The 18,211-nt window shown below is 67.9% G+C and carries 20 protein-coding genes; 7 read left to right on the plus strand and 13 right to left on the minus strand.

The features are described from left to right. Nucleotides 1-15: 15 nt before the first annotated feature. The gene (locus tag ACFWQC_RS06115) at nucleotides 16-906 is read right to left on the minus strand and encodes a DUF4349 domain-containing protein (RefSeq protein ID WP_378674545.1); all 891 of its coding nucleotides are present in this window, start codon (nucleotides 904-906) and stop codon (nucleotides 16-18) included. A 135-nt stretch (nucleotides 907-1,041) separates the two neighbouring features. Further along, a complete protein-coding gene (locus tag ACFWQC_RS06120) occupies nucleotides 1,042-2,307 on the minus strand; it encodes a hypothetical protein (protein ID WP_378674548.1) in 1,266 nt (421 codons plus the stop codon). Nucleotides 2,308-2,448: 141 nt separating this feature from the next. Here ACFWQC_RS06120 and ACFWQC_RS06125 point away from each other — a divergent pair, with 141 nt between their 5' ends. Next, on the plus strand, nucleotides 2,449-3,549 hold the full coding sequence (locus tag ACFWQC_RS06125) for a DNA polymerase domain-containing protein (RefSeq protein ID WP_378674551.1): 1,101 nt from the start codon (nucleotides 2,449-2,451) through the stop codon (nucleotides 3,547-3,549). A gap of 199 nt (nucleotides 3,550-3,748) precedes the next feature. On the opposite strand, the gene ACFWQC_RS06130 is transcribed toward ACFWQC_RS06125, so the two are convergent. The 7 genes from ACFWQC_RS06130 to ACFWQC_RS06160 form a co-directional block, all read right to left on the minus strand. Further along, nucleotides 3,749-4,273, minus strand: coding sequence for a hypothetical protein (locus tag ACFWQC_RS06130; protein ID WP_355017819.1), 525 nt, complete (start codon nucleotides 4,271-4,273; stop codon nucleotides 3,749-3,751). Between the two features lie 20 nt (nucleotides 4,274-4,293). Further along, on the minus strand, nucleotides 4,294-5,409 hold the full coding sequence (locus tag ACFWQC_RS06135; RefSeq protein ID WP_378674554.1) for an ATP-dependent DNA ligase: 1,116 nt from the start codon (nucleotides 5,407-5,409) through the stop codon (nucleotides 4,294-4,296). A 163-nt stretch (nucleotides 5,410-5,572) separates the two neighbouring features. After that, the gene (locus tag ACFWQC_RS06140; protein ID WP_378674557.1) at nucleotides 5,573-5,908 is read right to left on the minus strand and encodes a hypothetical protein; all 336 of its coding nucleotides are present in this window, start codon (nucleotides 5,906-5,908) and stop codon (nucleotides 5,573-5,575) included. A 209-nt stretch (nucleotides 5,909-6,117) separates the two neighbouring features. Then, the gene (locus tag ACFWQC_RS06145) at nucleotides 6,118-6,774 is read right to left on the minus strand and encodes a type IV toxin-antitoxin system AbiEi family antitoxin domain-containing protein (protein WP_378674560.1); all 657 of its coding nucleotides are present in this window, start codon (nucleotides 6,772-6,774) and stop codon (nucleotides 6,118-6,120) included. Nucleotides 6,775-7,010: 236 nt separating this feature from the next. Beyond that, on the minus strand, nucleotides 7,011-8,357 hold the full coding sequence (locus tag ACFWQC_RS06150) for a dipeptidase (protein ID WP_378674563.1): 1,347 nt from the start codon (nucleotides 8,355-8,357) through the stop codon (nucleotides 7,011-7,013). A gap of 3 nt (nucleotides 8,358-8,360) precedes the next feature. After that, nucleotides 8,361-8,807, minus strand: coding sequence for a hypothetical protein (locus ACFWQC_RS06155; RefSeq protein WP_378674567.1), 447 nt, complete (start codon nucleotides 8,805-8,807; stop codon nucleotides 8,361-8,363). Then, nucleotides 8,804-10,252, minus strand: coding sequence for an APC family permease (locus ACFWQC_RS06160; RefSeq protein WP_378674570.1), 1,449 nt, complete (start codon nucleotides 10,250-10,252; stop codon nucleotides 8,804-8,806). Before ACFWQC_RS06160 ends, ACFWQC_RS06155 begins: the two co-directional genes overlap by 4 nt. 177 nt (nucleotides 10,253-10,429) lie before the next feature. Here ACFWQC_RS06160 and ACFWQC_RS06165 point away from each other — a divergent pair, with 177 nt between their 5' ends. Further along, nucleotides 10,430-11,560, plus strand: coding sequence for an aminopeptidase P family protein (locus ACFWQC_RS06165; protein WP_378674573.1), 1,131 nt, complete (start codon nucleotides 10,430-10,432; stop codon nucleotides 11,558-11,560). A gap of 27 nt (nucleotides 11,561-11,587) precedes the next feature. On the opposite strand, the gene ACFWQC_RS06170 is transcribed toward ACFWQC_RS06165, so the two are convergent. Further along, nucleotides 11,588-12,109 carry a helix-turn-helix domain-containing protein gene (locus tag ACFWQC_RS06170; protein ID WP_378674576.1) on the minus strand — a complete coding sequence of 174 codons (522 nt, stop codon included), beginning with the start codon at nucleotides 12,107-12,109 and terminating at the stop codon, nucleotides 11,588-11,590. Nucleotides 12,110-12,170: 61 nt separating this feature from the next. Here ACFWQC_RS06170 and ACFWQC_RS06175 point away from each other — a divergent pair, with 61 nt between their 5' ends. Genes ACFWQC_RS06175 through ACFWQC_RS06185 form a run of 3 tightly spaced genes read left to right on the plus strand, consistent with a single transcriptional unit; the run spans nucleotide 12,171 to nucleotide 14,100 of the window. Then, on the plus strand, nucleotides 12,171-12,536 hold the full coding sequence (locus tag ACFWQC_RS06175; RefSeq protein ID WP_378674579.1) for a hypothetical protein: 366 nt from the start codon (nucleotides 12,171-12,173) through the stop codon (nucleotides 12,534-12,536). Further along, complete coding sequence (locus ACFWQC_RS06180; protein WP_378674582.1) at nucleotides 12,533-13,306, plus strand: ABC transporter ATP-binding protein; 774 nt, start codon at nucleotides 12,533-12,535, stop codon at nucleotides 13,304-13,306. Before ACFWQC_RS06175 ends, ACFWQC_RS06180 begins: the two co-directional genes overlap by 4 nt. Continuing rightward, nucleotides 13,294-14,100 carry an ABC transporter permease gene (locus ACFWQC_RS06185; RefSeq protein ID WP_378674585.1) on the plus strand — a complete coding sequence of 269 codons (807 nt, stop codon included), beginning with the start codon at nucleotides 13,294-13,296 and terminating at the stop codon, nucleotides 14,098-14,100. The genes ACFWQC_RS06180 and ACFWQC_RS06185 overlap by 13 nt, the downstream gene beginning before the upstream one ends. Before the next feature lie 34 nt (nucleotides 14,101-14,134). Here the strand turns inward: ACFWQC_RS06185 and ACFWQC_RS06190 are convergent, their stop codons facing one another. Both ACFWQC_RS06190 and ACFWQC_RS06195 read right to left on the minus strand, forming a co-directional pair. Then, nucleotides 14,135-14,698: a DUF1269 domain-containing protein gene (locus ACFWQC_RS06190; protein WP_378674588.1), complete on the minus strand. Its 564-nt coding sequence runs from the start codon at nucleotides 14,696-14,698 to the stop codon at nucleotides 14,135-14,137. Between the two features lie 104 nt (nucleotides 14,699-14,802). Continuing rightward, entirely contained in the window at nucleotides 14,803-15,066 is a 264-nt protein-coding gene (locus tag ACFWQC_RS06195; RefSeq protein WP_378674591.1) for a GlsB/YeaQ/YmgE family stress response membrane protein, read from the minus strand. A gap of 330 nt (nucleotides 15,067-15,396) precedes the next feature. On the opposite strand from ACFWQC_RS06195, the gene ACFWQC_RS06200 reads away from it, so the two are divergent. Next, nucleotides 15,397-15,723 (plus strand): HNH endonuclease, encoded by a 327-nt coding sequence (locus ACFWQC_RS06200; protein WP_378674594.1) that lies wholly within the window; start codon nucleotides 15,397-15,399, stop codon nucleotides 15,721-15,723. 122 nt (nucleotides 15,724-15,845) lie between these two features. Here the strand turns inward: ACFWQC_RS06200 and ACFWQC_RS06205 are convergent, their stop codons facing one another. Continuing rightward, nucleotides 15,846-16,583, minus strand: a complete 738-nt coding sequence (locus ACFWQC_RS06205; RefSeq protein ID WP_378674597.1) for a GntR family transcriptional regulator — start codon at nucleotides 16,581-16,583, stop codon at nucleotides 15,846-15,848. Between the two features lie 223 nt (nucleotides 16,584-16,806). Between ACFWQC_RS06205 and ACFWQC_RS06210 the strand changes: the two genes are divergently transcribed. Then, nucleotides 16,807-18,210, plus strand: a complete 1,404-nt coding sequence (locus ACFWQC_RS06210; RefSeq protein ID WP_378674600.1) for an Nramp family divalent metal transporter — start codon at nucleotides 16,807-16,809, stop codon at nucleotides 18,208-18,210. Nucleotide 18,211: the final 1 nt, after the last annotated feature.

Consider the following 18,211-nt stretch of genomic DNA (forward strand, 5'->3'; position numbering starts at 1 on the left):
CCCGATCTCGACTGGTTATTCCTCCGCCGGGCCGGTGGCCGGCACCGGCCCAGCCATCGGTCCAGCCACCTGCCTCCGGCGTCGGGACAGGAGCCAGACGGGCGCGAGTAGGAGCAGGATGACCGGCGTCCACGGGATGATGGCGCCGAGAGCGACCGCGAGGACACGGGCAGAGTCGCCCAGGGCGTCCCAGCCGGCGCTCAGCCCGGCCAGGAACCCGGGGTCGTCGTCGGAGGAGCCGCCGGGACCGGCACGGTCGATGTTGACCGTGATGGTCGACAGCGAGGTCTGGTTCTCGAGGGCCGCCTGCTGGGCGAGCAGCGAGTTGAGGTCGGCCTCGCGTCGGGCGAGCTCGGACTCGATCGCGATGACGTCACCGATCGCCTCGGCATGGGAGAGGAGCGTACGGATCCGCTCGATGCTCGTCCGGGCGTTCTTCACCCGCACCTCGGTGTCGACGACCTCGGTGGTGACGTCGGTGGTCGTGGTGTTGGAGTCGACCAGGGTGGCGGTGTCCTCGAGGTCGGCCATCGCGTCGTCGAACGACTTCGACGGGATCCGCAGGACCATCCGGGCATAGCTGGGGCCGTCGTCGTCGCTGTCGCTGGTCTCCTGCTCGGTGACCTGGCCGGCGTACCTGTCGGAGATCTGCTGCACCTGCGTTCGGGTCTTTCCGACGTCCTTCGCGTCGAGCGCGACCGAGCCGGTGGAGATGATCGACGCCTTCGTGACGGCCTGCTTCGGGGCCGCCGCGTCTGCGTCTTCCGCGGCCATCTCCGGAGCTGCCGCCTTCCCGGCTGATTGATCGGCCAGCGACTCGACCGAGCCGGAGTCGGCGGAGGATCCTCCCGATCCGTCCGACCCGCCGCAGGCGCCGAGGGCGAAGATGCTGACGATGCTGATCACAAGGGCCGCACCCGAGATAGGCCTGACCTTTGCTGTTTTCATGCCCCTAGTACGCCCGGGGGCATGAAAACGGTGCGGGAGACGGCTGGTTTCTTCAGGCCATCTTTCGGACATCTCCTTCGGGTCATCTCCGGATCAGCTCGTCGCCGCAGCCGCCACGAGATCGAGAGTCTGGGCCACGATGCCTGCCCGCATGCCGGGCAGCGGTTCACCGCTGGCGTCCCCGTCGAGGATCGGTACGTGGATGTGACCCTGCTTGGTGTCGGCCCGGAGCGCGTCGCGGAGGGCGGTGGTGCGGTAGGCCGACTCGTTGGACAGGTAGTCACCACCGCCACCGGCGACCGCCGTGGAGCCCGGCGTCGGGTCCTCCCGGGTGACCGGTGCGGTCGATCCGGCCGGGATCTCGGTGATGATCCGGTTGATGTTCACCGGGAAGGTGCCGGGCACGGCCGTCTTCATCGCCTCGACCGGCAGCGTGGTCCGGGTCCACTGCGGCTGCGGGTCGGCATGCGGTACGTCCTCGGGAATCGGGATCGTCTCGTTGACGCTGACGCGGTCGTTGTCGGGGAAGGTGCCGCGATGGGCGCCGTTCCAGACCTCCAGGTCGAAACGGCCCGCGCGGCCCTGGCTGATGGTGACGGCGGTGTCCACGTCGCGCTTGCCGGGGACCAGGTGTGGCAGGAACGCGCGCTCGACGGTGCCCTGCGCGAACGGCTCCCACAGCACCGGGAACACCACGGTCTGGATCTCGACGGGACCCTTCGCCGTATGGACGACGCGCCCGTCCATCGCCAGCGCCGTCGCCCCGGAAGGGTTCGACTGGCGGATGTTGCGATCGAGGGTGAACGGGTCGAAGCCGGAGGCCAGCACCTGCCGTGACCGGCCGGACTCGCCGCGGGCGAAGGTGGTCGACTCGATCCCGCGCGAGCTCCGGTCGAAGGCTGCCAGCACCTTCGCCCGGGCGTCCTCGGACCAGGTCCGGTACGCAGGAGCGACTCGCGCGATCTCCAGCTCGCCCGCGAGTCGGGCCCAGTAGAGCGGCCGGTCGTCACTACGCGGCAGGTCGCCACCGGCGTCGCCGCGGCCCTGCACCCGGTCGACCGCGCGCTGCCACAGCGCCCGGCCCATGAGCCGAGCCGCAGCGGTGGCGGCCCGGCTGCTGCCCGCGCCGCAGACGACCGCTCTCACCGCACCGGCGACGTCGTCGAACCCGGAGCGGGCCAGGATGTCGGTCACCGCCGGGTCGCTGAGTCGGGTGTGCTCCACCCGGGTGTCCGGCGCGGCGGCGGTCCCACACCCCCGTTGGGCGCTTGCTGTCGCGGGGGCGCCGAGGAGCCCGAGCGTGAGGGCGGCGGCCAGGGCCGCGGCGGCACCGGTCAGTGCCGTGGTTCGAGTCGACATGTGGGGGTCCTCCGAGATCGTGGCGGTCGCCGTACGTTGGAGCGGATCATGCCGGTCTCGGGACGTACTGGCCAGTGGTTGCGGGAGGTTGTCCGGGCGATTTCGCTGGGAGAGGGGCCTGGGCCGGGCTAGGTTGGCGCCATGGCGAAGACACCGGCGGCACACGTGCAGGCAGGCGAGCGCGAGGTGCGGATCTCCAGCCCCGACCGGGTGATCTACGAGGCGACCGACCGCACCCCCGAGGTCACCAAGCTGATGGTCGCGGAGTTCTTCGCGACCGTCGGCGACCCGCTGATGCGGGCGCTGCGGGATCGCCCGACCGCTCTCGAGCGCTGGCCCGACGGCTGGCGCGAGGGCATGAAGCTGGCCACCGGGCCCACCACTGGGCCCAATTCTGGGGGAGAGGGTGACGGCTTCTACCAGAAGCGCACGCCCAAGGGTGCCCCCGACTATCTCGAGGAGGTCGAGATCACCTTCCCGAGCGGGCGTAAGGCGCGAGAGATCTGCCCCACCGAGCCGGCGATCCCCGTCTGGTGCGCCCAGATGGGCACGCTGACGTTCCACCCCTGGCCCGTCCGCAGCGCAGATGTCGACCACCCCGACGAGCTGCGCATCGACCTCGACCCCCAGCCGGGCACCGACTTCGCCGACGTGGTGCGGGTCGCCGACGTCGCCCGGGAGACTCTCGAGGAGCTCGGCCTGCGCGGTTTCGCGAAGACCAGCGGCAACCGTGGCGTACACATCTACGTACGCATCCGGCCGGAGTGGACCTTCGAGGATCTGCGTCACGCCGCGATCGGGTTCGGCCGTGAGCTGGAGCGTCGTGACGGGGGAGTGACCACCGCGTGGTGGAAGGAGGAGCGCGGGGAGCGCATCTTCGTCGACTTCAACCAGAACAACCGAGATCGGACCATCGCAAGCGCCTACTCGCTGCGCCCCAAGCCCGGTGCCCCGGTCTCCACGCCGCTCACCTGGGACGAGCTGGCCGACCTCAAGGACCCGCGCGAGCTCAACCTCTTCACCGTCCCCGACCTCCTCGCCGACGGCGACCGCTGGGCTCAGATCGACGACGAGGCGTACGACCTCACGCCTCTGCTCGAGCTCTGGGAGAAGCTGCCCGGAGGCGAGCTCAACTTCCCGCCGGACTACCCGAAGATGCCGGGGGAGCCGCCACGGGTGCAGCCGAGCAAGAAGGTCGCGTCCCACTGGGACGAGGAAGGCAATCGGATCGGCGACAAATAGCAGAAGTGCCCACTCAGCGCGGATCCCCCGATCGCACGAGCAGGCACTTCCTTGTCGCTGGATCCCCCCGGAACAGCGAACCCCAAGATACTAGAGGAATGTGGTCCACAACTGCCAGGTGAAGCCGGTAACAGAGCGGTAACCTTCGGTGTGTCGCGGGTCACTTCTGTTGATTCGGCTGTCATGGGGACGAAACGACTCACATGCCGCTGATTCCCTCGCCTTCGCCGGCCTGCTCGTCGAAGTTCTCGTGCTCGATCAGGTGCAGGACAGGCACGTGAAGGTGGCGTCGGGCCTGGTGGGTCCAGTCGACGTGGAAGAACTCGGCGACCACGTGCGGGCGGGTCATGATGATCGCCTCCCGGCCGTCGACGGCCGCGACCTTGGCGCGCAGCGCCTTGACCGGGTCCTGGACGAGCTCGCCGTGGGCGGACGCGCCTGAGGTCTTCAGGACCTTCAGGGTCTGCTCGAGCGCCTTCTCGGCCTCGTCCTTGGCCTCTTCGCGCACCGCGTCGAGGTCGATCTCGTTCATCATCATCGCCGAGCCGAGATATTCGGCCGCGCTGAGCGTGCCCATCGCTGACTCGATCCGTGCGGCGGCATCCTCCAAGGGCAGCAGCACATGGTAGACCGGGTCCTCGACTCCCTCGTGGAGGGAGTGGACCCGGGTCGCGTCGTCGAGGGTGATTGCCTGCTCGACAAGGAGAACGACGTCGTAGCTCATGGCTCCGACCCTAGCCGGATTTAACGGTGCTGTTGAGCAGGACCCCCGAGCACTTCGGACAGCTCGTACGCCACGGGTTCCTCGAGTTGCTCATAGCCGCACGATTCCGGGTCACGGTCGGGGCGCCAGCGCTTGAACTGGGCGGTGTGCCGGAACCGGCGTCCCTCCATGTGGTCGTAGCCCACTTCGAGCACCCGCTCCGGGCGCAGCGGGGTGAAGGAGAGGTCCTTCCCCTGCGACCAGCGGCTCTGGGTGCCGGGGGCCCGGTCGGGATTGGCCGTGAGCCACTCGCTCCAGCGGCCCCACGGGTGGTCCTCGATCGGGACGACGAGCTCCTGCAGTTCCTGCCACAGCTCGGCGCGTCGCGCGGCCGTGAAGGACGCCGAGACCCCGATGTGCTGCAGCTCCGGCCGGCCGGCCTCCCCGGGGGCGTACAGACCCAGCAGCAGGCTCCCGAGCAGCGGGTTCTCCGGTGTGGAGGTCTTGTGCTCGCGGTAGCCGGCGACGACCACATCAGCCGTACGCGAGTGCTTGATCTTCAGCATGGTCCGCTTGTCGGGGACGTAGGGGGCGTCCAGCGGCTTGGCCATCACCCCGTCCAATCCGGCGCCCTCGAACCGGGTGAACCAGTCCTGGGCGACTTCGGGGTCGGTCGTCGTCGTGCACAGATGGACGTTGTCCGAGGCCACGTCGGCGAAGACGTCCTCCAGTGCCGTCCGCCGCTCTGTCAGCGGTTCGTCGAGGAACGACCTCTCGCCCAGCGCGAGCAGATCGAAGGCCGCATACGCAGCGGGCGTCTCCTCCGCCAACAGGGTGATCCGCGACGCCGCCGGGTGGATCCGCTGCTGCAGCACCTCGAACTCCAGTCGGTCCCCGATCGCCACGAAGATCTCCCCGTCGAGCACGATCTTCTCCGGCAGCGCCTTCCGCAGCGCTTCGACCACCTCGGGGAAGTAGCGAGTCAGCGGCTTGGTGTTCCGCGACGCCAGCTCCACCTCGTCCCCGTCCTTGAACACGATGCACCGGAACCCGTCCCACTTGGGCTCTATCTGGACGTTCTCGAGCGTTGAGAGTTTCGACGCCGGTGCTGGTTTGGCGAGCATCGGAAGGAGGGGCGGCATCACCGGAAGGTCCACGTGGACACGATAGGTCAACCAGAGCCCAACAACCCCCGCAATTGCGTCTGGCTGGATCCGGCCCGACTACGCGCTCGTACGTCAGCGGAGTTGATCCGAGAGCCGAACGTCGGACTCGGGTCGCCAATGGCTGACCTGCATCTGGCCAGGGGCCGGCTCCCGCTCACCTGTTCCACGTCAGGGTGTGAGGATCCCAGGTCGCGCGGGGCATCGAACGAGTCAGAGCCGGGTCGATGAACGGAGCGACGAGCGCGGCGGCGTCGTCGGCGGTGAACTTCTCAGCGATGGGTACGCCCTTCGCGGTGTCTGGGTATGTGCGGTGCCAGTCGCGCGGGATGTGGAAGCGGTCGAAGGGATCGATGTTGCTGAGTGCTCGTTTGGCTTCGATCGAAGTGCTGAGGTCGGCGAGGTCGACGGTCTGGGTGTGTGCCAGGACGACGAGGTCGACGAGGTCTTTGACGCGGCTGCTGGCCTTGAGGCCGGGGTAGTTGGTGGCCATGGTTGCGCAGACCTTGTCGGCCCTTGAGCATCCACTCGGACTCCTCGCCCTGGGCGAAGACTCGGGAGAGGAACCGGTCGAAACGAGCCTGTCGGATCTGGGCGTCGACCTTGGCGGCGCTGACGCCGGGGCCGGCGGTCTTGGCGGTCTTCTTGGCGGCGTCCTTGATGGCGAGCTCCAGGGCTCTCCAGTCGCCGTAGGTCTCCGGTTCAGGCATGGTGCCAGCCTTCTGGTTCCGCGCCGGCGAGCTCGAAGAGATCCTTGACCAGAGACTGGCCGGTGGACCCTTGTCGAGCGGCGGCACGGTCTAGGTACGTCGCGAGTCTGTCAGGTGCGGTGAGTCGGTCGGTGCGTACGGCGTCTTGGACGGCGTCGGCGACAAGGGAGGTGTCGGTTCCGATCTCGACGAGGTCGGCGATGGTCCGCTCCACGCTCAGCGTCGGCAGACCGTGAACCGGGATCACCTCGTCTCGGGTCAGGGAACGGATGCGAAGACGTACGTCCGCGAGTCGAGTGCCCTTGCGTGCCGGCACGATGAAGTCGAAGCTGTCAGGCAGGAAATCACCGATCCCATGCACGAGAGCCGCGGTCGTGCCTGCAGCCACGGCCGCGGCAACACCGTCCGGAGTCCGAGGCGTCGTCGCGCCACCCAGTGCGAGCCAGGTCGCGTAGAGCGCCTCGTGATCCTGTCGAGGTGCTCCCGAGATCCGGTACACGCCTTGCGCGACCCTCTCGAGCGCGCCGGCCGAAGCCATCCGCGAGAGCTGCTTGCGGGACACCCCGGCGCTCTCGGCTTGGCTGGTCGTCAGAAGTCCCCAACGGCGCTCGGCGATGGCGCCGAGCTGAGCAAGCGTCGAGTCAGCCATGACAACGATTGTACCCATTACAGGGAACAAATGTTGTCAATCTGTCCTCAAGTGGCCACTCGTCGTCTTCTCGCCGCCCTGGGGTTGGGTGATCTATGCCAAGCGCAAGCGGTCCCACTTCGGCTCGAACGCATAGCCGCCGTCGGTCGGTACGCCCTTCGCGGGCTTCGGCAGGATCGGCGGCATCACAGGAAGGTCCACGTCGCTCAGCCTAAGGGCGCCGGGCGAAATTCGGGTCAGGTCGTCACGGCGGCGTAGCGCTGCAGGAACAGCGCCTCGGTCAGTGCCATGGACGAGATCTCGCGCGGATCCACGCTCTCGTTCGGCGCGTGGATCAGCGCCTGCGGCTCCTCCACACCCATCAGGATGATCTCGGCGTCGGGGTAGGTGTCGGTGAACACGTTGCACAACGGGATCGAGCCGCCCTGCCCGAGGCTCGCCATCGGCTTCTCGTACGCCTCGAGCATCGCCTTGCCCATCGCCTGGTAGGCCGGTCCGTCGGTGGTGGCCCGGAACGGCGAGCCGGTGGCTTCCACCTCGATGGCGACGTGAACACCCCAGGGCGCGGTCCGGTGGAGGTGCGCTTCGAGCGCCTTCTGTGCCACGTCCGGCGTGAGCCCGGGTGGGATGCGGAGGTTCAGCCGGGCCGCGGCCTTCGGCACGATCGCCGCCGCCGAGCCGACCACAGGTGGGCAGTCGATGCCGAGCACCGTGACCGCCGGCCGGGCCCACAACATGTCCGAGACCGAGCCGTCGCCGAGCAGCTGGACTCCGTCAAGCAGCCCGGCGTCGCTGCGGAACTGCTCGGGCGGGTACGGCTGGCCCTCCCAGCGTCGGGTGTTGTCGAGCCCCTCGACGGTGGTGTTGCCGGCTGCATCCCGCATGCTGGCCAGCATCGCGATCAGGGCGGCGAGGGCGTCCGGAGCCGCACCGCCGAACATGCCGGAGTGCACCTCCGAGGTCAGCGCCTCGACCGATACGACCACGTTGACCATGCCACGCAGGCTGACGGTTGCCGCCGGCTGGCCGACGGCCGCGTTTCCGGTGTCGCAGACCAGGATCGTGTCGGCGCGGAGCAGGTCCGCGTTGTCGACCACGAACGCCTCCAGCCCCCCGGTGCCCTGCTCCTCGGACCCTTCCACGACCAGCTTGAGGTTCACCGGTACGTCCTGTCCCAGGGCCCGGAGCGCCAGGAGGTGCATGAGGATGTTGCCCTTGCAGTCCGCCGTCCCGCGGCCGTACCAGCGCCCGTCCTTCTCGACCAGCTCGAACGGCGGTGTCTGCCAGGCGGCGTCGTCGAGGGGTGGTTGCACGTCGTAGTGGGCGTACAGCAGCACCGTAAGCGCATCCGGTCGTGTGCACTGCCGAGAGCCCACGACGGCGTTGCTGCCGTCTGCGGTCTCCGCCAGCCGGGCATCGTCGAATCCGAGAGCTGCGAAGTGGTCGAGCACCCATTGCGCGGCACGGTGGCACTCCTCGGGCGGGAACTGGCGCGGGTCGGCGACCGACTTGATGGCGACCAGCTCGGCCAGCTCCGCCCGCGCCTGGGGCATGAGCTCGGTGATGCGGCTCCTCAGATCCATGTCCTACTCACCCGCCACGTCATCGGTCTCGAGGCCGTCGACGAACTCGTTGAAGTCGTCCAGCTCGTCGGGGCAGTAGATCTCGATGATCAGCTTCTGGCCCTGGAAGACCCGGCTGTCGGCGACCACCGGGCGCGCCCCGGGGCCGGTCGCCCCGTTCGAGAGCTGCGACAGCAGGACGGCGCGACTCAGCGCGTCGTTCGGGTCCTCGCAGGTCGCCCCACCGTCATCTCCGAGGACCCGCACGATCTGGTCCCGGTCCGGGGTGCGAGCGCCCGCGTCCTCGAGGGCCGCGATCAGCTCGTCGGCCTTCTCCTCGGCGTTGCGGGTCTCCCGGGCGGAGCTGAAGGCGATCAGCCCCGCGACGACGAGGACGCCGAGGACGACCAGGGCGGTGATGTAGATCCAGCTGCGTTCGCGCGTGCTCTGCGTTTCCGTCGGGGTGCTCATGACGGGGTCACCTCCTGCGGCTCAGGCTGCTTCCACGACGGCTTGCGGAACCGGTAGAACAGGAACGGCACGAGGAGCCCGAGTCCGAGTGCGCCGCCGCCGACGATGGCGAAGTAGAGACCCGAGTTTCCGGCCGAGAACTGCGATGGCGGGATGAAGCCGACGAGCAGGGCCGCAAGAGAGGCCGCGAAGCCGATGCCGCACATCCCGACCAGCATCGGTGCGCGATAGCCGCGCGGATGATCCGGGTGTTTACGGCGCAGCTGGATCGCGGCCACGAACATCAGCAGGTACATGATCAGGTAGACCTGGGTGGTGATCACGGAGAAGACCCAGTACGCGCTGGACACGTCCGGGATCAGTGCGTAGGCCAGGCCGATCACGGTGGTGATCAGCCCCTGGACGACCAGGATGTTCTGCTGGACACCGTTCTTGTTGAGCTTCTGCAGGAAGGGCGGGAGATAGCCCTCTTGGCGCGAGATCAGCAGCAGGCCCTTCGAGGGCCCAGCCAGCCAGGTCAGCATGCCGCCGAGGGAGGCGGTGACCAGCATGATGCCCACGATCGGGGTCAGCCACTGCCAGCCGAAGTTCGCGAAGACCGCGTCGAAGGCCTGCATCACGCCGGCGGTGAGGGACAGCTCCTCCGCAGGCACGATCCAGCTGATCGCCAGGGCCGGGAGGATGAAGATCGCAAGGACCAGGCCCATGGCCAGGAACATCGACTTCGGGAACTCCTTGCCCGGGTTCTTCAGCGAGGACACGTGAACCGCGTTCATCTCCATGCCCGAGTAGGAGAGGAAGTTGTTGACGATGAGCACGAGGCTCGAGAGCCCGGCCCACACCGGGAAGATGTTCTCGGAGGTCATCGGGGCTGCGGACTCGTTGCCCTGCCCGAGGAAGACCATGCCGAGAAGGATCAGCACGACGCCGGGGATCAGGGTTCCGATGATCAGGCCGCCGCTGGCGAGACCCGCGACTCCCTTGGTGCCACGTGAGGAGATCCAGACACCGGACCAGTACACGACGATGATCACGCACGCGGTCCACACGCCACTGCTGGCCAGCTCCGGATTGAACACGTACGCGAGGGTGCTCGCCACGAACCCCAGCAGACTCGGGTAGTAGAAGATCGTCATGGCGAACTGGCACCACACCGCCAGGAAGCCCATCGGCTTGGAGATCCCCTCCGAGACCCACTTGTAGATGCCGCCTTCCCACCCCGAAGCGAGCTCCGCGGAGACCAGTGAGGTCGGCAGCAGGAACACGATGGCCGGGAGCAGGTACAAGAACACACAGGCCAGGCCGTAGACCGCCATCGTCGGCGCCGCACGCAGGCTGGCGACCGAGCTCGTGGTCATCATCGCCAGCGCCACCCACGAGATCCAGGCGGTGGGCGGAATCTTCGCCCGCGTCGCCAGGTCCGCTGCTGCGTCCCCTGCGCTCATGGTGACCACCGCAGCGGGGCGGGGATCCTGCGAGATCTGGACATCCTCATCACTCCTTGCGAAAAGCGACGGCAGCTGATGGCTCAGATTAGAAATGACGCTCGCGCGGCTGGATCATCCTCAACGGATGATTCGTGCCTGGGTCCCTGTGGTTATGGTCCGTACCAGGAGGACACGATGACCACGACGCAGTCACCAGTGCCGATCACGACCGAGGACTATGCGGCCCGGATGGCCCGTGCCGTCGCCGACGCGACTGAGGTGGGGCTGGACGGGCTCCTCGTGACGCCCGGTCCTGACCTGGTATGGCTCACCGGCTACCGGCCCACGGCCATCACCGAGAGGTTGACGGTGCTCGTGCTCGCTCCCGGCCAGCAGCCGACGCTGCTGGTGCCGACCCTGGAGCGGCCGGACGCCGAGAGTGCCGTGGGCGCACCGGGCCTCTCGATCGTCGACTGGGTGGACGGCGAGGATCCGTTCGCGCGCGCCAGCACCTTGATCCCCGCCCACGCGACGATGGGAATCGCCGACTCCGCCTGGGCGATGCACCTGCTCGGACTGCAGGACGCGCTGCCCGAGTCCTCCTACCGGTCGCTGACGCAGGCCCTCCCCATGCTGCGAGCGGTGAAGGATGCCAAGGAGCTCGCCCGGCTGGCTGCGGCTGGGGCCGCCGCGGACGCGGTCTACGAGCAGATCCTCGGAGTCCGGTTCGCCGGCCGGAAGGAGACGGAGGTGGCCGCCGACCTGGCCCGCCTGCTTCGGGAGTTCGGGCACGAGCAGGTCGACTTCACGGTGGTCGGCTCGGGCCCCAACGGCGCCAACCCTCACCACGAGGCCGGCGCCCGCACCATCGAGGTCGGCGATGCGATCGTCCTCGACTTCGGTGGCCTGATGTACGGCTACGGCTCGGACACCAGCCGCACGGTCTGCGTGGGCGAACCTTCCGCTCTTGTCCGCGAGGTCCACGAGGTCGTCCGTGCGGCGCAGCAGGCAGGAGTAGAAGCGGTCCGCCCAGGCGTTTCCTGCCAGGAGATCGACCGCGCCGCTCGAGAGGTGATCACGGACGCGGGGTACGGCGAGCGGTTCATCCACCGCACCGGGCACGGCATCGGCACCACGACGCACGAACCGCCGTACATGATCGAGGGCGAGGAGCAGTCGCTGGTGCCTGGGATGTGCTTCTCCGTCGAGCCCGGGATCTACCTCCCAGGGGAGTTCGGGGTCCGCATCGAGGACATCGTCACGGTCACCGTCGAGGGCGGCAGGCGTCTGAACAACACCGAGCGCGACCTGAAGGTCGTCAGCTGAGGCCTGATGTCACTGGGACATATCGCACTACTCGGTGGGCAGGAGCGCGGTAGACAGCATCACCCGTTGCTTCCCGGCGGCCTCGCCGGCGTACGGGGCGATGAGCTCGTTGAACCCTTGCTGGATCCGGGCGAGGTCCTCCTCGTCGACGTACAGCGCACCGGTGCCGAACCCGAGGTGGCTGCGGGTGACCTCGCCGAGGGCGAGTGAACCCTCGAACGTACGGAGCAGCTCGCCGATGAACGCGAGGAAGCCGGCTCGGATCTGCTCGTCGGAGAGCGTCGCCAGCTCGGCCTGCTCGACGTGAGCCATCCGCTCGCCCAGCGTGTAGGTGCGCTCGGTCGTGCCCCGCACCCGCCGCTCCGACGCCACGGCGAGGAGGCCGGCCTCGACGAGGGTGGCGACATGTCGGTACAGCGTTGCCTGGGGGACATCGGTCAACAGCTCCCGGAGCTGGGCGGTGGTCAGGTCGCGACCACCCACTGCCTGCAGAACCCGCAGTCGTACGGGGTGCGCGACGACCTCGGAGATATTGCCTTGCGACGGCATGTGACTCCCATTATTATCATTCTTAGAATGTTCCTGATCTGATCATATTCTAGGAGATGAGATGACCACTCTCAACGTCCAAGACGGCCTGCTGACGCTCACCTTTCCCGGCTGGGAGCGGCTGATGGCGGGCCGCGGGGGCTACTCCGTCGCCATCGGCGCCGTCGACTCGGTGGAGGTGCTGCCGGACTGGAGCTCTGAGGTCTTGGGTTGGCGTACCGGCCTGGTGATCTCCGGTCTACGCAAGCTGGGCACCTTTCGACACCCAGATGGCACCCGCAGGCTGGTCTCGATGACGCGTGGGCTGCCTCTGCTGCGGATCCGGTTGCGCGACCGGGAGGTCGGTGCTGGCTTCGACGAGCTGCTGGTCAGCGCTCCGCAGGCCGCCGAGCTGGCGTCGGAGCTCGACGCTCTGGCTCGGCCATGAGTGGTGCCGCGGCCGTGGGCGTAGAAGCGGTGGGGAGTGGGGTGCTGTCCGGCCCGACTCTGAAGGCCGAGGGTCTGGCCAAGTCCTTCGGGCCGGTGCCGGCGCTGACCCGGGTCGATCTGCTCGCCCGACCGGGACGGGTGACCGGCTTCATCGGGCCGAACGGCGCGGGCAAGAGCACGACCCTGCGCATCCTCACCGGACTTGTCCGTGCCGATCAGGGGACGGCGACGATCGATGAGGTGCCCTACACCGCGTTGAGCTGTCCGCCCCGAGTGCTGGGTGTCGTCGGCGACCTGGCCGGCGCCCATCCGGGGATGACCGCTCGGGGGCACCTGCAGACTCAGGCCGCCCTGATCGGTGTGCCCGGCGACCGGGTCGAGCAAGTGCTCGAGGAGACCGGCCTGCGCTCCGCGTCGCGTCGACGAGTCCGCGGCTTCTCGACCGGAATGCGCCAGCGGCTGGCGTTGGCGACGGCCCTGTTGGGGAAGCCATCCGGGCTGATCCTCGATGAGCCGACCAACGGGCTGGATCCCTCGGGCATCGTCTGGCTGCGACGTCTGGTGCGAGCCTTCGCCGATGCCGGCGGGACGGTGCTGGTTTCCAGTCATGTGCTCACCGAGCTGCAGCAGGTCATCGACGATCTGGTGCTCATCGAGGGTGGCCGCACGCTCTGGTCCGGTTCCTTGAGCGACTTCACCGGTGACCACGCCTCACTCGAGGAGGCCTACCTGAGCATGATCGAGGAGGAGATGGCATGCGACAGCTGAAGAACGCGATCCGAGGTGAGGTCGTGCGGCTGACCAGGACGCGGCTGCCCCTGTGGACGATGGTGGCTGCGGTGGCGTGCGGTGGCCTGCTCATAGGTCTTGTGGCCCTGACCGGGCCGGAGAACGCCACTCCGCCGATGCCTGGGTTGGACACTGCCGCAGGCGTGTCCGGAGTCTTGAGTCTCCTTGGCGTCGCCCTCTTCGTGCCTGCGCTGATCGGCACTGTGGCGATCACGGGCGAATACCGGCATCGGACCGTAGCCACCACCTTCCTCGCGGTGCCGAATCGCGGTCGGGTGCTGGTGGCCAAGCTGATCGCCTACGGGGGTCTTGGTCTGGCGTACGGAGTGGTCCTGACGCTGTCCGCGGTCGCCGGGATCCATGCAGGGACCTCCGCGCACGGGATCGAGCCGGGGCTCGGGCTCGACGCCATTCTCGGCACCACGGCGAGGTACGGCGCGGCCGCAGTCATCTACATGCTGCTGGGCGTCGGCATCGGAGCCGTCGCGCGGCACCAGCTTCTCGCGATCGGGATCACGCTGGGCTACTTCTACTTCATGGAGAACCTGATGATGATTCTCCCTGGAGTCAACATCGCCTATCCCTTCCTTCCCGGTGGAGCCACCGCCGCGCTCACCGGGTCGACCGCGCTGTTGGAGATGATCGCCGCCGAGGCGGGCGTGAGCGGCCCCGTCGTCCAGGCACCGTTGACAGGCGCGCTGGTGCTCCTCGGCTACGCCCTGGCCTCCTCGGCGCTGGCCGCTGCCGTATCCCTGCGTCGCGACGTCACCTGAGCCTGTTCGAGGTGCGGACGCTCGCCGTCAGGGCTCAGGCGTGGCCGCCCTGGACTTCCTTGGCGGCGGCCTTGATGTCATCCGCCTCGACCTTCTCGAGGGTGGACTCGACGATGGTCTCCGCCCGCTCGAGGGCCTTGCGGATCTTGATCTCGCCGGGGTCGGAAACCAGGGCGAGCAGGCCGGAGTGTCCTGGTGTGATCGCATTCTCGAGCTTCTGCTCGAGCTCGTGGTTGTGGTGGCGCTGCCGTAGCTTTCCGACGAGGGCTCCGGCCCCGCCGGCCACAGCGGCGCTGCCGAGGATCGAGGGCGGGAAGATCACGCCGAGCGCGACGCCGCCGACGACGCCCCACTTGAGTCCTGACTTCGTGCTGTGGTCGGTCGCCTTCTGGATCTCCAGCTTGCCCTCGGCCGAGCGCCTGACCACGATGACGCCCTCGATCTCGACGCTGCGGCCGTTCTCGGCCGACTTGAGGGCCTCGTACGCATCCCACGCCATGTCCGTGTCACTGAAGTCCGCGATGATGAGGGTGTAGGCGCCGTCGGACACGGAGGCCGCGTTCACCTCGACGTCGGGGTTGGTGGTCTCGTCTGCCATGACATCCGCTCCTTGGTGGTTGAGGTTCCACTCTCGAACGGTCATGGCACGGCGGCATCACCCGTAGCGGGTGGGGTGGGCGTGCAGCTAGGACGAGCCGATGATCACTGGCCTTGACGCGACCGGCGCCAGAACCCCCACGCCCACGTGAGGAGCAGGGCTCCCAGGATCGACCCGATCAACCCGGTCGGGTGGAGATCGAGGCCGTTGCCGGTCGCGAGGCTGAGTCCCAGGCCGCCGATGAAGGAGCCCAGGAGGCCGGTCACCGCCGCGGTGGTCCAGTCGATCTCCTTCATCGAACGACCGAGAATGAGCTGGGCCACGCCGCCTGCCACGATGCCGAACAGGATGATCGCGATGATGAGCATATTGGCAACCTACCGCATCCAACCGCTCTCATTCCGACGTTGAACAACACTTCTCGGTCATGGCGCCCTGGTCCGGACGGCGATGGGTAGCACGGCTTCGAGCAGGCCTCGACCAGGTCGACTTCACCTGCGAGATCAAGCTCCTCTTCGTCTCGTACGTCATCGACGACGGCAACTCGTCAGCGGGCGGGGCGCGGGGTCGGGCCACAGTTGGTCGAGCCGCCGGGGCCGCTGGGCGGAGGCGTGTCGAGACCAACGCGGTCTCTTCATGCTGGGGAAGGCTCGGTTGGCGACTGTTTTTCGGGTCAGGGTTCGCCGCCGACCCGGTCTTTGAGTGTTTCTCGACCGCGTCACCGGCCGCGACGCCGCCGGGGTGAAGCCCCGATCCGCAACATCGACCACGTCGAACGCCACGCCGACGGCGGCCAAACCAGCGCCGAGAACCTGCAGGGTCTGTGCGAGCGGTGCAACCAGGCCAAGGAAGCCCTCGGCTGGCGAGCCCGGCCTGGACCCGACGGCAGCATCATCACCACCACCCCCACGGGGCACGTCTACACCAGCCCACCACCGGATACCTGGGCTCAGCACCCCCCGCCACTGTCGCGAGCAGAGCTCATCCTGCGCAACGTACTCCTCGACCACGATGTCGCGGTATGACCCTGCCCGACCTCTGCCGGCGGGAGCCTGCCTGACTGCGAATCAGGGCCAGCGACGTGGGTTCGCCTCCCAAGGTCAGTCGGTGGGCGGTCGCTGCCACGTCCGGACGGCGATCGGTAGTCCTATCCCTCCGGGCCGTCGGTGTCGTAGATGGTTCGGATCCGCTCGTTCATGGCCGCTTCGAGGTGGTGGATCATCGCGGCTTCCGCGGCCGCGGGGTCACCGGAGCGGATCGCCTCGACCACGGCCGCGTGTTCGGTGAGCGTCTCGTGGCCGGTGGATCGCTCGAAGTGGAGCCGGAAGATGTGGAGATGGCCATGTGTGCGTTCCAGGGCGCGGCGTGCTTGTGGGCTGCCGGAGAGTTCGGCGACCAGGCTGTGGAACCGCTGGTCGTGCTCGGTGAGCCGGCGGTAGTCGTCGTAGCTGGTGCCGGCTGGCGCCGACGCTGACCCGAGCTCCTCGGCCAGCAGCGCGCGTCCGACGTCATCGATGCGTTCGGCGGCACGTGCGGCGGCCCACGGCTCGATGAGGCGTCGGAACGCGAAGAGATCGTCGAACTCCTCGCGGGTCAGCAGCGGTGCGGCGCGGTAGCCCTTGAGCGCTTCCTTGGTCGCCAGTCCTTCCGACTCCAGGCGGGTCAGTGCTTCGCGCACGGGCGTGGGGGAGACCCCGAGATCACGAGCCAGGCCATCGATCGACATCCGTTCTCCGGCCGCCACGACCTGGTCCATGACCAGCGCCTTGACCGCCTCGTAGACATCGTCCACCAGCGCCCGCCGCGGCTGCAGCCGATAGGACTCGGGTGTTCTGCCCGACTGCCGTCGGCCGAGCCGGTCCGGCGGCCCGGGAGTGCTGGTCATGGGTTTGTGTACCACGTCGTCTCCTGCGGCGCGAACCGCGGCTGAGTTCGAGAAGTTGAGAGAGAGGGGTTGATCTTTTCTGGTGATGTGCGCCACTGTGATAGCCATCACCTCAAATCCTATAGGATCTATGAAAATCGGAGAAGCGATGACCACTCAACGGCCCGCCCCACGGTCCGCGTTGCAGCAAGACCTTGCGCTCCCGCCCCCACCCGAGGGCCTCATGGGCCGTCGACCTTCCCCCGCCACCGTCTTGAAGTTCTTCGGTCCCGGGGCAGTCATCGCCTCGCTGACGATCGGCAGCGGCGAGTCGATCCTCGCCTCCCGCGAGGGTGCTGTCTTCGGGTACGCCGTGCTGTGGGCGCTGATCGCGGCGGTGATCGCCAAGGGAGCGATCGTCTACCAGTCCAACCGCTACATCGTGCTGACGGGCGAGCACCCGATGACCCGGTTCGCCCGGGTATTTCCCGGGCCTCGCGGCTGGTTCGCGGCCCTGCTCGCAGTGGTCTGCTTCCTCTCTTTCCCGGGCTGGTCCAGCGGCGTCTCGCGGGCGCTGGGCGACTACCTCTCCCAGCTCGGGGCAGGTCCCGCGCTGCCGTTGGCCTTCGCGGTGCTGGTGACCGCCGCCTTCGTCTCGTTCCTGGGCGGCTACGCACTGATGGAGCGGATCCAAGTGGTCATCGCCGGTGGCATGACGCTCCTGGTGGTGGTCGCGGTCTTCGTCGCTCAGCCCGACTGGCTCGGTGTGCTCGGCGGCTTCGTCCCCGGCGGACTGGAGTACCAAGGATTCGTTGCCTCGGCCTACCCCGAGATCGCTGAACGCTCGGTGTACATCGAGCTCGCCGTCTTCCTCGGCGGCATCGGCGGCGGCATGTACGACTACATCGGCTACACGGGCATGATGCGCGAGAAGCGCTGGGGCATGCTCGGCCACCGCGACATCGATGCCATCTCCGACTACTACGCAGCCTGCGAGCCGCGCTCGGTCGTCCCCCTGTCGACCAGCACCGAGAACCGCGAGCGTGCCCGAGCCTGGAGCCGAGCCCCGATGATCGACCTCTGCGCGGCGTTCATCGCTCTCTCCATCATCGGCGTCGCCTTCATCATCAACGGCGCGACCATTCTCGCCGCCGACGAGGTCGTGCCCGACGGCAACGACGTACTGAGCTACCAGAGCGCCTTCTTCGGAACCGTCGCGCCGATCTTCGAGTACTTCTATGTGATCGCGATCGTGATGGTCCTCTTCGGCACGGTCTACGCCATGTGGGAGGCCTACACCTGGACCGCGTACGAAAGCCTGGGCGCCCTCAGCGAGAAGGTCCGCGAGGCCGGTCAGCGCTCAATGCGGCCTTGGGTCTACGGCTGGACCTTGGTGGGAGCGAGCGCGATGCTCCTCACCGGCGCAAACTTCGTCTCCCTCATCACCCCGGCCTCGATCGTGGGCGGCATCATCGCCTCCGGCATCTACGGTTTCGGGCTGCTGTACGTCGACCGACGCATCATGCCGGCCGAGTTCCGGATGAGCGGCCTGCTGACCACGCTCGTCACGCTCGGCTCGGTGTTCCTTGCGGTCGCAGGCACCATCGCGCTGGCCGACTTCGCGGGTCTCCTCGAATCACGACCGTGAC

This window comes from Nocardioides sp. NPDC058538 (assembly GCF_042719275.1).
Taxonomy (GTDB): domain Bacteria; phylum Actinomycetota; class Actinomycetes; order Propionibacteriales; family Nocardioidaceae; genus Nocardioides.

Excerpts from the sequence above, each read along its gene's own strand:
- ACFWQC_RS06145 (WP_378674560.1), bottom strand. The coding sequence starts at position 6,774 with ATGGCTGACTCGACGCTTGCTCAGCTCGGCGCCATCGCCGAGCGCCGT.
- ACFWQC_RS06190 (WP_378674588.1), bottom strand. The coding sequence starts at position 14,698 with ATGGCAGACGAGACCACCAACCCCGACGTCGAGGTGAACGCGGCCTCC.
- ACFWQC_RS06165 (WP_378674573.1), top strand. The coding sequence starts at position 10,430 with ATGACCACGACGCAGTCACCAGTGCCGATCACGACCGAGGACTATGCG.
- ACFWQC_RS06140 (WP_378674557.1), bottom strand. The coding sequence starts at position 5,908 with ATGGCCACCAACTACCCCGGCCTCAAGGCCAGCAGCCGCGTCAAAGAC.
- ACFWQC_RS06195 (WP_378674591.1), bottom strand. The coding sequence starts at position 15,066 with ATGCTCATCATCGCGATCATCCTGTTCGGCATCGTGGCAGGCGGCGTG.
- ACFWQC_RS06185 (WP_378674585.1), top strand. The coding sequence starts at position 13,294 with ATGCGACAGCTGAAGAACGCGATCCGAGGTGAGGTCGTGCGGCTGACC.
- ACFWQC_RS06180 (WP_378674582.1), top strand. The coding sequence starts at position 12,533 with ATGAGTGGTGCCGCGGCCGTGGGCGTAGAAGCGGTGGGGAGTGGGGTG.
- ACFWQC_RS06155 (WP_378674567.1), bottom strand. The coding sequence starts at position 8,807 with ATGAGCACCCCGACGGAAACGCAGAGCACGCGCGAACGCAGCTGGATC.
- ACFWQC_RS06125 (WP_378674551.1), top strand. The coding sequence starts at position 2,449 with ATGGCGAAGACACCGGCGGCACACGTGCAGGCAGGCGAGCGCGAGGTG.
- ACFWQC_RS06210 (WP_378674600.1), top strand. The coding sequence starts at position 16,807 with ATGGGCCGTCGACCTTCCCCCGCCACCGTCTTGAAGTTCTTCGGTCCC.
- ACFWQC_RS06205 (WP_378674597.1), bottom strand. The coding sequence starts at position 16,583 with ATGACCAGCACTCCCGGGCCGCCGGACCGGCTCGGCCGACGGCAGTCG.
- ACFWQC_RS06130 (WP_355017819.1), bottom strand. The coding sequence starts at position 4,273 with ATGAGCTACGACGTCGTTCTCCTTGTCGAGCAGGCAATCACCCTCGAC.
- ACFWQC_RS06170 (WP_378674576.1), bottom strand. The coding sequence starts at position 12,109 with ATGCCGTCGCAAGGCAATATCTCCGAGGTCGTCGCGCACCCCGTACGA.
- ACFWQC_RS06120 (WP_378674548.1), bottom strand. The coding sequence starts at position 2,307 with ATGTCGACTCGAACCACGGCACTGACCGGTGCCGCCGCGGCCCTGGCC.
- ACFWQC_RS06150 (WP_378674563.1), bottom strand. The coding sequence starts at position 8,357 with ATGGATCTGAGGAGCCGCATCACCGAGCTCATGCCCCAGGCGCGGGCG.
- ACFWQC_RS06160 (WP_378674570.1), bottom strand. The coding sequence starts at position 10,252 with ATGAGCGCAGGGGACGCAGCAGCGGACCTGGCGACGCGGGCGAAGATT.
- ACFWQC_RS06175 (WP_378674579.1), top strand. The coding sequence starts at position 12,171 with ATGACCACTCTCAACGTCCAAGACGGCCTGCTGACGCTCACCTTTCCC.